Genomic DNA, 13,334 nt, shown 5'->3' with positions numbered 1-13,334 from the left:
AGGCTACCCGCGCGTTTCAGCTATAGAGCTCAGGCGCTACGACCAGCCCATAAATCGGGCGACCGGATGCCCAGAGCAGGCTGCACGCGGCCCTCAGTCTGTTGACGCCAGAGTCGCCGGCCTTTGCGACCTCGAGACTGTTCCCACGAAGACGCACGACCGCCTTGCCCGCGGTCGCCGACAACAGATCGTCTGCGACCTGCACGTCAGGGTACGGCTCGAACAACCCGCGCAGGTCGTCGAGAATGAAGGTCGGCCGGGAATCCTTGTCCGCGGCGAGCAGCTGCTTCGGGCCATCGATGCCGGTGAGCACCTGCACGGATCGCATTCCTGCGCGGTTCGCGCCGATGATGTCTGTGTCGAGACGGTCGCCGATGAAGAGCGGATTCTCCGCACCGAAACGAGCCACGGCTGCATCGAAGATCGCCTTCTCGGGCTTTCCGCCCACGACGGGCAGGATGCCCACAGCGGTGTGTACCGCAGACACAAGCGTGCCGTTGCCCGGCGCGATGCCGCCCTCAACGGGAATGGTCCAGTCGGTGTTGGTGGCCACCCACGGAATTCCTCGGTGGAGGGCAAAACTGGCCTGAGCAAGGTCTTTCCAGCCGACATCAGGCGAAAAGCCCTGGATGACGGCCGCGGGCAGGTCATCCGCCTGCCGTGTCACGCTGAATCCCGCCCTCTCGACCTCACTGGTCAACCCGATACCCCCGACGACCAGGATCGTGGAGCCCGCCGGCACGAGCCCCGAAAGCAGCCGAACGGCAGCCTGCGGACTGGTCACGACATCAGCAGCTCCAACCGAGAGACCGAAACTGGAAAGGTGTTCAGCGACCTGTGCGTCTGTGCGCGACGCGTTGTTCGTGATGTAGCCCACGCGAATCCCGGAACCCGCGGCGCGGCTCAGGGCACCGACGGCGTGGTCGATGGCACCTTTGCCCTTGTAGACCACCCCGTCGAGGTCGGCGAGCAGAACATCCACACCATCGATCGGAGCAGCAAGCAGCCCTCCGTCACTCACCTTCTTCGTGAAGAGCGCCACCATCCACCTCCTCCTCGAAGACCTCGATCGTGTCGTCATCACCTTCGGCCGCGTCGAGCGCGTCTTCGGCACGCTCGGCGTAGGCACGCCACTGCGCCGCGTCGCTCTCGCGACCGAGGTCATCGAGCACCTCTGCGTACGCCCAGAACAGCTCGGGGCTGTAGGAGTAGGCGAGGTTGCGATCGAGCTGGGGAATCTCGAGCTCGGCAAGTGCCGCCTCGGGCTGGTTCAGATCGAGACGCGCCCCCGACATGGCAATCGCCACGGCCACCTGGGTTGCGGGCGTGAGAGTGTGACGCTCCACAGAGCGGCCCAGCTCCAGTGCTCGATCGGGGCGTCCGAGTCCACGCTCACTGTCGACCATGAGCGCAAGTTGCTCATTCGACCCCGAGATCCGTCGATAGGTGCGCAATTCGCGAATCGCGAGGGCGTAGTCGCCTGTCGCATAGGCCGTGATGGCGAGTGTCTCGCGCACCATGGCGATGCGCCCCGCGCGACGGGAAGCAGACGTTGCGTGCTTGTGCGCCAGCTCCGGATCCGATTCGATCAGTCGTGCGACCATCACGAGGTGCTTTGCCACACCGTCGGCGTTCTCTTTCGACAAAGTCTTCAGTTCATTGAACGCACCCCGGTCGAGTTCCTTGACCGAAACGTCTTCGGGCACCTCGGGGTCGTCATGATGTGGGCGGACGGCGCGGAGTTCCCTGGCGCGGAGTTCTTCGGGGGTGAGCTCCTCTTCCCGGCGACCGCCACGCTGCGCGTGCTGCTTGTCACGGGAACCGGGAGCTGCACTGCGGGCAGGCTTACCGTCGCTGGTCCAGAGGCGCCGTTCACCTGACGCCTGAGGAGGCTTGGCGCTCCGCGGTCGAGCTGAACCCGTCCTGCCGCCATCTGATCGCGCGCCGTCTTCACGTCGCCCTGGGCGCTTCTCCCTGTCTGGTGAATCGCTCATGACACTCCTTGTTTATTCGTACGCGCGCTGTGTAGGTATGGATTCCAGTGTAAACGTCTCGGTGTGTTCACGAGGCTCTGCACGGATTCCCGTTGGTCACTTTAGGTGCCGGTTGTGGGGGTTGTCTGTTAACGAGAAGAGGCCCACCTGGTGGGGTGGGCCTCTGTCGTGTTTCTAAAGTGAGTCCGGCGGTGTCCTACTCTCCCACAAGGTCTCCCTTGCAGTACCATCGGCGCTGCGAGTCTTAGCTTCCGGGTTCGGAATGTTGCCGGGCGTTTCCCTCGCGCTATGGCCGCCGAAACATTAGGGACATCCTTACGGGTGTCTAAAAATGTTCGGAAGTGTTTAGCTTCGTTCATGTTTAGTTGTACCGAACCCTTGGGGGTTTGGTTGTGACCCGACCGTATGTCGGGAACCACAGAGTGGACGCGAGTGTTTTTGTTGCGCAAAGATTTTCAGCCACACCATGCCGTTGCTGGGGGTGTGGTGGTGGTGTTGAAGTTATCGGCTTATTAGTACAGGTCAGCTCCACACCTCTTTCGTCGGTGCTTCCACATCCTGCCTATCAACCCAGTAGTCTCCTGGGAGCCTCTCACCATAAATGGTATGGAAATCTCATCTCGAAGCCGGCTTCCCGCTTAGATGCTTTCAGCGGTTATCCGTTCCGAACGTAGCTAATCAGCGGTGCACTTGGCAGTACAACTGACACACCAGAGGTTCGTCCATCCCGGTCCTCTCGTACTAGGGATAGCTCTTCTCAAATTTCCTGCGCGCGCAGAGGATAGGGACCGAACTGTCTCACGACGTTCTAAACCCAGCTCGCGTACCGCTTTAATGGGCGAACAGCCCAACCCTTGGGACCTACTCCAGCCCCAGGATGCGACGAGCCGACATCGAGGTGCCAAACCATGCCGTCGATATGGACTCTTGGGCAAGATCAGCCTGTTATCCCCGAGGTACCTTTTATCCGTTGAGCGACAGCGCTTCCACAAGCCACTGCCGGATCACTAGTCCCGACTTTCGTCCCTGCTCGACTTGTCAGTCTCACAGTCAAGCTCCCTTGTGCACTTACACTCGCCACCTGATTGCCAACCAGGTTGAGGGAACCTTTGGGCGCCTCCGTTACTCTTTAGGAGGCAACCGCCCCAGTTAAACTACCCACCATGCACTGTCCCAGAACCGGATTACGGTTCGTAGTTAGATATCCAGAGTGACCAGAGTGGTATTTCAACAATGACTCCACCAGCACTAGCGTGCCCGCTTCACAGTCTCCCACCTATCCTACACAAGCCACACCGAACACCAATACAAAGCTATAGTAAAGGTCACGGGGTCTTTCCGTCCTTCTGCGCGTAACGAGCATCTTTACTCGTAGTGCAATTTCGCCGAGTTCGCGGTTGAGACAGCTGGGAAGTCGTTACGCCATTCGTGCAGGTCGGAACTTACCCGACAAGGAATTTCGCTACCTTAGGATGGTTATAGTTACCACCGCCGTTTACTGGGGCTTAAATTCTGGGCTTCGCCTTGCGGCTAACTCTTCCTCTTAACCTTCCAGCACCGGGCAGGCGTCAGTCCGTATACATCGTCTTGCGACTTGGCACGGACCTGTGTTTTTAGTAAACAGTCGCTTCCCACTGGTCTCTGCGGCCATACATCGCTCCAGGAGTAAATCCCTTCACGACTCCGGCCCCCCTTCTCCCGAAGTTACGGGGGCATTTTGCCGAGTTCCTTAACCACGATTCTCTCGATCTCCTTAGTATTCTCTACCTGATCACCTGAGTCGGTTTGGGGTACGGGCACATGGAACCTCGCGCCGATGCTTTTCTTGGCAGCAGACGATCACTGATTTCCCCAATGAAGGGTACCCATCGAGTCTCAGCCTTATATGAGGGGCGGATTTGCCTACCCCTCGGCCTACATCCTTAGACCGGGACAACCATCGCCCGGCTCAGCTACGTTCCTGCGTCACACCTGTTAATACGCTAACCGCACCACATCGGGTCGCACGCTACGCCAGAACGCTTCACCCCGAAGGGATCCGTCTATCTGGTTTCAGATGCTTAGCATTAGCGGATTGGCTTGGACGGTTCTTCTGCGGTACGGGAATATCAACCCGTTGTCCATCGACTACGCCTGTCGGCCTCGCCTTAGGTCCCGACTTACCCAGGGCGGATTAGCCTGGCCCTGGAAACCTTGATCTTTCGGAGGACGGGTTTCTCACCCGTCTTTCGCTACTCATGCCTGCATTCTCACTCGTGTGGCCTCCACGGCTGGTTTACACCGCCGCTTCGCTGGCCACACGACGCTCTCCTACCCATCCATACGGCTGGACCACGAAGGCCTGCCAAAAATATAAATGCCACAACTTCGGTGGCGTGCTTGAGCCCCGTTACATTGTCGGCGCGGAATCACTTGACCAGTGAGCTATTACGCACTCTTTCAAGGGTGGCTGCTTCTAAGCCAACCTCCTGGTTGTCTATGCAACTCCACATCCTTTCCCACTTAGCACGCGCTTAGGGACCTTAGATGGTGGTCTGGGTTGTTTCCCTCTCGACGATGAAGCTTATCCCCCACCGTCTCACTGCTGCGCTCTCACTTACCGGCATTCGGAGTTTGGCTAACGTCAGTAACCTTTTAGGGCCCATCGGCTATCCAGTAGCTCTACCTCCGGCAAGAAACACGCAACGCTGCACCTAAATGCATTTCGGAGAGAACCAGCTATCACGAAGTTTGATTGGCCTTTCACCCCTATCCACAGCTCATCCCCTCCATTTTCAACTGAAGTGGGTTCGGTCCTCCACGACGTCTTACCGTCGCTTCAACCTGGCCATGGATAGATCACTTCGCTTCGGGTCTAGAACCAGCGACTCAAACGCTCTATTCGAACTCGCTTTCGCTACGCATTCCCCTCACGGGTTAAGCTCGCCACTGATCACTAACTCGCAGGCTCATTCTTCAAAAGGCACGCCGTCACACCAACAAAGGGCGCTCCGACGGCTTGTAAGCAAACGGTTTCAGGTACTATTTCACTCCCCTCCCGGGGTACTTTTCACCTTTCCCTCACGGTACTTGTTCACTATCGGTCATCTGGGAGTATTTAGGCTTATCAGGTGGTCCTGACAGATTCACGCGGGATTTCTCGGGCCCCGCGATACTTGGGATACTCTTCGGACCATAACCACATTTCGACTACAGGGCTGGCACCTGCTACGGCTGGGCTTTCAATCCCATTCGTCTATATGGCGCTGTAATCCTCGCAGTACGGCAGTAACTGCTGAAAAGTCCCACAACCCCGACCATGCAACGCCTGCCGGCTATCACACATGATCGGTTTAGCCTGTTCCGGTTTCGCTCGCCACTACTCACGGAATCACATGTTGTTTTCTCTTCCTGTGGGTACTGAGATGTTTCACTTCCCCACGTTCCCTCTACCCGCCCTATATATTCAGGCGGGAGTCACCAGGTCACCTCACGGGCCTGGCGGGGTTTCCCCATTCGGAGACCCTCGGATCACAGCTCTATTATCAGCTCCCCGAGGCTTATCGCAGATTTATACGTCCTTCTTCGGCTCCAGATGCCAAGGCATTCACCGTTTGCTCTTAAAAACTTCAACAAACAAAATTACACAACAAAGACCAATGTTAATCCCGAACCATAAAGGCCCGGGGAACATTGATTATCAGACAGTGCCCGCAACAATCACCGGCCACCCCAAAAGGCATCCGGTTCATATACGTGACACATCTGAAGATGCTCGCGTCCACTGTGTAGTTCTCAAAATACGGGCGGTACCCCAAACAACCCCAAGCCAAAAGCCAGGGCCGAAATAAGGTCCAAACAAGTTACAGCCAACCCTCCCACCACCCACAAACCATAAGGCCTGCGAACGACGAAAAAGCTGCCCGGTCCCTCAGGACCCAACAGCGTGCACAACACGGTCACACCCAACCCCCCGTTCCAAACCCGAAGGTCGTACTAACAGAATCCGATGCACTACGTGAATGTCAAATGTTCCACCCATGAGCGCCACCAACAGATAACTTCCGTTGAAATGACTGTCATCGTTTGTGTCCCTGTATACAGAGGACCGATGAACGTGCTCCTTAGAAAGGAGGTGATCCAGCCGCACCTTCCGGTACGGCTACCTTGTTACGACTTAGTCCTAATCACCGATCCCACCTTAGACAGCTCCCTCCCTTACGGGTTAGGCCACTGGCGTTGGGTGTTACCGACTTTCATGACTTGACGGGCGGTGTGTACAAGGCCCGGGAACGTATTCACCGCAGCGTTGCTGATCTGCGATTACTAGCGACTCCGACTTCATGAGGTCGAGTTGCAGACCTCAATCCGAACTGAGACCGGCTTTTTGGGATTCGCTCCACCTTACGGTATTGCAGCCCTTTGTACCGGCCATTGTAGCATGCGTGAAGCCCAAGACATAAGGGGCATGATGATTTGACGTCATCCCCACCTTCCTCCGAGTTGACCCCGGCAGTCTCCTATGAGTTCCCACCATAACGTGCTGGCAACATAGAACGAGGGTTGCGCTCGTTGCGGGACTTAACCCAACATCTCACGACACGAGCTGACGACAACCATGCACCACCTGTATACCGACCTTGCGGGGCCTACATTTCTGCAGGTTTCCGGTATATGTCAAGCCTTGGTAAGGTTCTTCGCGTTGCATCGAATTAATCCGCATGCTCCGCCGCTTGTGCGGGCCCCCGTCAATTCCTTTGAGTTTTAGCCTTGCGGCCGTACTCCCCAGGCGGGGAACTTAATGCGTTAGCTGCGACACAGAAACCGTGGAATGGCCCCTACATCTAGTTCCCAACGTTTACGGCATGGACTACCAGGGTATCTAATCCTGTTCGCTCCCCATGCTTTCGCTCCTCAGCGTCAGTTACGGCCCAGAGATCTGCCTTCGCCATCGGTGTTCCTCCTGATATCTGCGCATTCCACCGCTACACCAGGAATTCCAATCTCCCCTACCGCACTCTAGTCTGCCCGTACCCACTGCAGGCTGGAGGTTGAGCCTCCAGTTTTCACAGCAGACGCGACAAACCGCCTACGAGCTCTTTACGCCCAATAATTCCGGACAACGCTTGCACCCTACGTATTACCGCGGCTGCTGGCACGTAGTTAGCCGGTGCTTTTTCTGCAAGTACCGTCAAACCGAAGTTCTTCTTCCTTACTAAAAGAGGTTTACAACCCGAAGGCCGTCATCCCTCACGCGGCGTTGCTGCATCAGGCTTTCGCCCATTGTGCAATATTCCCCACTGCTGCCTCCCGTAGGAGTCTGGGCCGTGTCTCAGTCCCAGTGTGGCCGGTCACCCTCTCAGGCCGGCTACCCGTCGTAGGCTTGGTGAGCCATTACCTCACCAACAACCTGATAGGCCGCGAGTCCATCCTTGACCAAAATTCTTTCCACCAATAGACGATGCCGTCAAAGGTCGTATCCGGTATTAGACACCGTTTCCAGTGCTTATCCCAGAGTCAAGGGCAGGTTACTCACGTGTTACTCACCCGTTCGCCACTAATCACCAAAGCAAGCTCTGGATCATCGTTCGACTTGCATGTGTTAAGCACGCCGCCAGCGTTCGTCCTGAGCCAGGATCAAACTCTCCGTAAATGCTTACGCGCCAAACGCTCAACGGGAATCGAAGAACGAATGACAAGTTTGATGCTGACAGAACAAATCATTACTGACTTGCTTGTCCGCAAACCACTAAAAGTGATCTGCTAATTTCATTTCCCAAAGGAACCCGGACACCCAAAAGGTGCCACGGGGATTTGGCATTTGACAATGTGCACGCTGTTGAGTTCTCAAAGATCGGACGCTCTGAACCGGTTGCTTCATCGTTACGACGAAGACCCGAACAGGCAACTTCACTACTATATATCTACATCCGACGAGCTGTGCCCAAACTCTCGAAGTTCTTTCGAACAAGAGGTTTTCACTGCTGTGGATGGCCCCGCTTGAGGCCGGTAAGCTCTTCCGCTTTCCGAACCTTTGGGGTGACAAGAGGAAACATTACGGGCATGTTTCGTGTCTGGCAAGTTGGGCTCTACGCCCGGGCGTGTCGCTTCGCGTCTCGCCCGGGAACCCGGGCCAGCACAGCTGTCCCGGGCGCTGGCGTCGCGGAATCGCGATGCGATTCTCCAAGCTCCAGCGCGCAGGCGTGTCGAGTGTGCGCGTCCTCCCGGGAACCCGGGCCAGCACAGCTGTCCCGGGCGCTGGCGTCGCGGAATCGCGATGCGATTCTCCAAGCTCCAGCGCGCAGGCGTGTCGAGCGTGCGCGCCGTTCCGGACACCCGGGAACCTCAGGCGACGAAGACGCCGGCGAAGGACTTCTTGCCGCGACGCAGAACGATGATGCCCCGATCAGCGAGAGCACCAGACAGTTCTGCCGGTGAAGAGATCTTCACGTTGTTCGCGTACACACCACCCTGGTCAACCGCACGACGCGCTTCACTCAGCGATGCGCAGAGCGAGGTCTGAACCAGTAGTTCCGTGACAGGAACGTCAGCGCCCGCCTCGATGGCCGTGACTTCAGCAAGGGCCTGCCGAAGTACCGGTTCGGCAAGATCGGAGAGCTCACCCTGGCCGAAGAGGGCTGCAGAGGCTGCGATGGCAGCATCCGTCGCGTCTGTGCCATGCACCAGAGAGGTGACCTCGTAGGCGAGCGTGCGCTGGGCCTCCCGCCGGAACGGTTCGGATTCTGTGGCCGCGGCCAGGCGGTCGAGTTCGGCGCGGCTCAGGAAGGTGAAGATCTTGAGCCTCTCGACGACGTCGGCGTCGTCGGTGTTGAGCCAGAACTGGTAGAACGCGTACGGGCTGGTGAGCCGATCATCCAGCCAGATCGCATTGCCCTCACTCTTGCCGAACTTCGTACCATCGGAATTCGTGATGAGCGGCGTGCCGATTGCGTGCACACTCGCCTGTTCCGCCTTGCGGATGAGGTCGGTGCCGCTGGTGAGGTTGCCCCACTGGTCACTCCCACCGGTTTGAAGTACACACCCGTAGGTTCTGAAGAGTTCGAGGTAGTCGAGCCCCTGCAGGATCTGGTAACTGAACTCGGTGTAGCTGATTCCGGCGTCAGAGTGGAGCCTCGCGCTGACTGCGTCTTTCTTGAGCATGGTGCCGACACGGAAGTACTTGCCGATATCGCGGAGGAAGTCGATGGCGCTGAGCGGTGCTGTCCAGTCGAGGTTGTTGACGAGCCGAGCGGCGTTGACATCGTCGAAACTCAGAAACCTTGAGATCTGGGTCTGGAGGTAGCCGACCCACTCGGCCACCGTGTCCCTCGCCGTCAGCGTTCTCTCGGCCGTGGGACGAGGGTCACCGATGAGACCCGTCGACCCGCCGACGAGTGCCAGTGGTCTGTGGCCGGCAAGTTGCAGCCGGCGCATCACCAACAGCTGCACCAGGTTGCCGAGGTGGAGACTCGGCGCGGTCGGGTCGAAACCGCAGTAGAACGTGATCGGGTCACCGGCGAGCAGAGAACCGAGCTCGGCCTCGTCGGTCGACACATGCACCAGGCCTCGCCACTTCAGCTCCTCCCACACTGAGCCGAACGACGGATCGTTCTTTTGGGAAGACAGGGTCACTGAGGCAGGCACAGACACGGTGTTCAGAGTATCAGCGCGCCGAGCCCTGCGAGCCTTCGGTGCCGGGCCGCCCTCCGATACGAGGCGGTGTCACGTCGGCGAGCGGGACAGTTTGGTGACGCCTGTAGGGCGAGACGGTCGGCTCCCCCGGAAGGAAGAACCGCCACGGGTAGGTGCTTGTGCCGCCCGCCCCGCTGACGCCAGTGCGTGAACTGGTGGCGAACGGCAATGGATGCCCGGGCATCCGCAGCTCGTATGGTGCCTGGTCGAGCCGCACTCCCCCATCGCTCAACGGAATGCCGAGCGCCTTGGTGAGCCTGGCCGGGCCGCGCGCCAGATCTCTGACCGCAACCGCGGCACCGCGGCGGGCGCGGGCGAGCGTCTCGCCTTCGATGATCTCGCCCGCCCGCAGCAGCACGGCGCTTGCCGTGCCCACTGGGGAACAGACGATGTTCGCACAGGTGTGCATTCCGTAGGTGAAATACGTGTAGAGGTGGAAGGGATCGCCGAACATCGCCGAGTTCGAGCGCGTCTGGCCTCGGAACGAATGCGAACCCGGGTCATCGCCCTGACCGAGGTACGCCTCGACTTCGGTGATGCGCAACGCGACGACCCCATCAGGCGACGATCGGCTGAGAACCGCGCCCAGAAGGAGCGGGGCGACCACGATCGCCGACTGCTCGAAGAGTGCGGCGTCTGCGGGCTCACCTGGCAGCTCGATCGGGGGCCCCGTCATCTCGACTCAGTCTTCGGTGCCCAGGCCGGCGTTCTCAGAAGAGACGAATGCCCAGCGACAGGGAGAGGACGATGGCGACGACCACGATGACTGCTGCCACTATGGCCACGATCCAGTACGTGAGCGGCCCCATCGGCTTGCGCCACCACGGCATCTTGTACTGGGGGTGATTGCGGATGTCACGGTCGATCTTGGGCTTGCCGGCCTTGCCGCCCTGAGATGGGCGATCGTCGTCAGGGAGATTCTGGCTGCTGAGTGTCATCGTGCTACGCCCTTCGGGTGGTAGATCGTGGGCTCTGACGGTGCGAGCGATTCGTCGCCTGCCGTACCGGTCACTGTGTTCTGCAGCGCTCGAACCTGCTGGGTGAGGCTGGCAAGTTGCTCGGCGACGCGAATACCTGCCGTTCCTCCGACACCGTCGCGGCTGGCAATCGACCCGGCGACGGTGACGACAGCGCGAACGTCAGCGGTGAGAAGTGGAGACACCGAAGCGAGTTGCTCGTCAGTCGGCTCGTGCAACTCGAGGCCCCGCTCCTCGCAGAAGCGCACCAGGTCACCGCTGATCTCGTGCGCATCCCGGAACGGAACGCCCTGTTTCACGAGCCACTCGGCGACGTCGGTCGCGAGCGAGAAACCGAGAGGTGCCAGCTCGGCCAGCCGCTCGGTGTTGAACGTGAGCGACGCGACCATGCCGGTGAAGGCCGGCAGCAGGACTTCGAGCTGTTCGACCGAGTCGAAGACCGGCTCCTTGTCTTCCTGCAGGTCGCGGTTGTACGCCAGCGGCAGACCCTTCAGGGTGGCAAGCAGCCCCGCGAGGTTGCCGATCAAGCGGCCGGATTTTCCCCTGGCGAGCTCCGCGATGTCGGGATTCTTCTTCTGCGGCATGATCGACGAGCCTGTGGAGTACCCGTCGTGCAGCTTCACGAAGCCGAATTCGCGCGTGGCCCACACGATGATCTCTTCGGCGAACCGCGAGAGGTTGATGCCGATCAGGCTGGTGATGAATGCGAACTCCGCCACGACATCGCGGCTCGCGGTCGCATCAATGGAGTTGGGCATCGGCCCGCCACCGAGTCCGAGTTCGCGGGCGACGAGGGCCGGGTCGAGTCCCAGCGAACTGCCCGCCAACGCCCCTGCGCCGTACGGCGACGCGGATGCCCTGACCGACCAGTCCCGCAACCGTTCGAGATCGCGAACGAGCGGCCACGCGTGCGCAAGCAGGTGATGTGACAGCAGAACCGGTTGTGCGTGCTGCAGATGTGTGCGCCCCGGCATCGGTGCATTCGGGTGCGCCGCTGCCTGTGAGGCGATCGCATCGATCAGTTGCACCACCAGATGGGCGATCTCACGACCGTGATCGAGAAGGTACAGGCGTACCAGCGTCGCGATCTGGTCGTTACGGCTTCGACCTGCTCGCAGCTTTCCGCCGAGGTCAGAGCCTGCCTGGATGATCAACCCACGCTCGAGCGCCGAATGAACGTCTTCGTCGCCTTCCTCCGCGACGAACTCGCCCGACTCGATGGCCTCGGCCAGACGGTCGAATGCCGAAGACATCGACACGAGTTCTGGCTCGGTGAGGTAACCGGCTGCGGCGAGCGCTTTGGCGTGCGCGCGCGACCCGGCGATGTCATACGGCCAGAGCTGCCAGTCGAACTGGGTCGACTTGCTGAGCGCGAGGAGTTCGGGTGAGGGTCCGCTCGCGAAGCGGCCGCCCCACAGGGCGCCCGCTTCTCCGGCTCGGTTCTGTACCATTTCGGTGTTACGCCTCGATCGACCCGCCCGCGGCGATGTCACGCCGCGCCGAGATCTTGCTCGGGAGCGACCAGATCTCGATGAAGCCCTTCGCCTGTGTCTGGTCGAAGCTGTCACCGGTGTCGTAGGTCGCGAGGTCGAAGTCATAGAGGCTCTGCTCGCTGCGGCGACCGGTGACGGTGGCCTTGCCTGCGTGGAGCTCGAGACGGATCTCGCCGGAGACGTAGCGCTGGGTGTCGTCGATGAAGACGTCGAGCGAGCGCTTGAGACCGGAGAACCAGAGTCCGTCGTAGACGAGCTCTGACCATTTGGCCTCGACGCTGCGCTTGTACCGGCCGAGGTCACGTTCGAGCGTGAGGTTCTCGAGCTCTTCGTGGGCGGCAATCAGGGTGAGGCCCGCCGGAGACTCGTAGATTTCGCGGCTCTTGATGCCGACGAGACGGTCTTCGACGATGTCGATACGGCCGATTCCCTGGTCGCCTGCGAGCTTGTTGAGAAGCACAACAGCCTCGAGGGGGGTCACGGGCTTGCCATCGATCGCTGTGGGAATTCCCTCGACGAAGGTGATGGTGACCTCGGTCGCCGGGCGTGCAACAGCAGGATCCTGGGAGTAGGTGTAGAGGTCTTCTATGGGGCCGTTCCACGGGTCTTCGAGGAACCCGGTCTCGACCGCGCGACCCCAGACGTTCTGGTCGATCGAGTAGGGGCTCTTCTTCGACTGGGCGATCGGCAGGTTGTGCTTCGCAGCGTACTCGATGGCCTTGTCTCGGGTGAGGGCGAAATCTCTCACAGGGGCAAGCGAGATCAGGTCGGGAGCGAGTGCAGCGACCGCCGCCTCGAACCTCACCTGGTCGTTGCCCTTGCCCGTGCATCCATGCGCCACGCTGTCGGCACCGAGCGCGATCGCGGTCGAGGCGAGGTGCTTGGCGATCAGTGGGCGGCTGAGAGCGGAGACCAGCGGATAACGCTTCTGGTAGAGCGCATTCGCCTTGAGGGCGGGCATGAGGTAGTCGTTCGCGAACTCGTCACGGGCATCGACGACGACGGCTTCGACAGCACCGCAGTCGAGTGCGCGCTGGCGGATGACCTCCATGTCTTCACCCTCCTGGCCCACATCGACCGCGAGAGCCACGACATCCTTACCCGTCGCGTCTTTCAGCCAGCCGATGCCGACGGAGGTATCGAGACCTCCGGAATACGCGAGCACTACCCGTTCTGACACTTTTTCTCCTTGAGGTTTG

Annotated in this window: 7 protein-coding genes and 3 rRNA genes; all 10 read right to left on the bottom strand. The window is 59.8% G+C overall.

What is annotated here, in order from left to right:
- Positions 1-16: 16 nt before the first annotated feature.
- Complete coding sequence (locus tag KPL76_RS09945; RefSeq protein WP_216332909.1) at positions 17-1,045, bottom strand: HAD-IIA family hydrolase; 1,029 nt, start codon at positions 1,043-1,045, stop codon at positions 17-19.
- Positions 1,014-1,994 (bottom strand): hypothetical protein, encoded by a 981-nt coding sequence (locus KPL76_RS09940; protein ID WP_253201988.1) that lies wholly within the window; start codon positions 1,992-1,994, stop codon positions 1,014-1,016. The genes KPL76_RS09945 and KPL76_RS09940 overlap by 32 nt, the downstream gene beginning before the upstream one ends.
- Positions 1,995-2,177: 183 nt before the next feature.
- Positions 2,178-2,294, bottom strand: a 5S ribosomal RNA gene (gene rrf / locus KPL76_RS09935).
- Between the two features lie 192 nt (positions 2,295-2,486).
- Positions 2,487-5,607: ribosomal RNA gene (locus KPL76_RS09930) — 23S ribosomal RNA — on the bottom strand.
- A gap of 494 nt (positions 5,608-6,101) precedes the next feature.
- Positions 6,102-7,626: ribosomal RNA gene (locus KPL76_RS09925) — 16S ribosomal RNA — on the bottom strand.
- Together the 16S, 23S and 5S rRNA genes form the textbook arrangement of a ribosomal RNA operon.
- 692 nt (positions 7,627-8,318) lie before the next feature.
- The gene (gene tyrS, locus KPL76_RS09920; RefSeq protein ID WP_253202235.1) at positions 8,319-9,617 is read right to left on the bottom strand and encodes a tyrosine--tRNA ligase; all 1,299 of its coding nucleotides are present in this window, start codon (positions 9,615-9,617) and stop codon (positions 8,319-8,321) included.
- A 19-nt stretch (positions 9,618-9,636) separates the two neighbouring features.
- Positions 9,637-10,341, bottom strand: coding sequence for a DNA-3-methyladenine glycosylase (locus tag KPL76_RS09915; protein WP_216332907.1), 705 nt, complete (start codon positions 10,339-10,341; stop codon positions 9,637-9,639).
- 34 nt (positions 10,342-10,375) lie between these two features.
- The gene (locus KPL76_RS09910) at positions 10,376-10,603 is read right to left on the bottom strand and encodes a hypothetical protein (RefSeq protein WP_216332904.1); all 228 of its coding nucleotides are present in this window, start codon (positions 10,601-10,603) and stop codon (positions 10,376-10,378) included.
- Positions 10,600-12,093, bottom strand: a complete 1,494-nt coding sequence (argH, locus tag KPL76_RS09905; protein WP_216332901.1) for an argininosuccinate lyase — start codon at positions 12,091-12,093, stop codon at positions 10,600-10,602. Before argH ends, KPL76_RS09910 begins: the two co-directional genes overlap by 4 nt.
- A 7-nt stretch (positions 12,094-12,100) precedes the next feature.
- Complete coding sequence (locus tag KPL76_RS09900) at positions 12,101-13,315, bottom strand: argininosuccinate synthase (RefSeq protein ID WP_216332891.1); 1,215 nt, start codon at positions 13,313-13,315, stop codon at positions 12,101-12,103.
- Between the last annotated feature and the right edge of the window lie 19 nt (positions 13,316-13,334).

It is taken from the genome of Subtercola sp. PAMC28395, from assembly GCF_018889995.1.
GTDB lineage: Bacteria > Actinomycetota > Actinomycetes > Actinomycetales > Microbacteriaceae > Subtercola.
This window is presented reverse-complemented; position numbering and strand designations above follow the sequence as displayed.

Excerpts from the sequence above, each read along its gene's own strand:
- KPL76_RS09910 (WP_216332904.1), bottom strand. The coding sequence starts at position 10,603 with ATGACACTCAGCAGCCAGAATCTCCCTGACGACGATCGCCCATCTCAG.
- KPL76_RS09945 (WP_216332909.1), bottom strand. The coding sequence starts at position 1,045 with ATGGTGGCGCTCTTCACGAAGAAGGTGAGTGACGGAGGGCTGCTTGCT.
- argH (WP_216332901.1), bottom strand. The coding sequence starts at position 12,093 with ATGGTACAGAACCGAGCCGGAGAAGCGGGCGCCCTGTGGGGCGGCCGC.
- KPL76_RS09940 (WP_253201988.1), bottom strand. The coding sequence starts at position 1,994 with ATGAGCGATTCACCAGACAGGGAGAAGCGCCCAGGGCGACGTGAAGAC.
- KPL76_RS09915 (WP_216332907.1), bottom strand. The coding sequence starts at position 10,341 with ATGACGGGGCCCCCGATCGAGCTGCCAGGTGAGCCCGCAGACGCCGCA.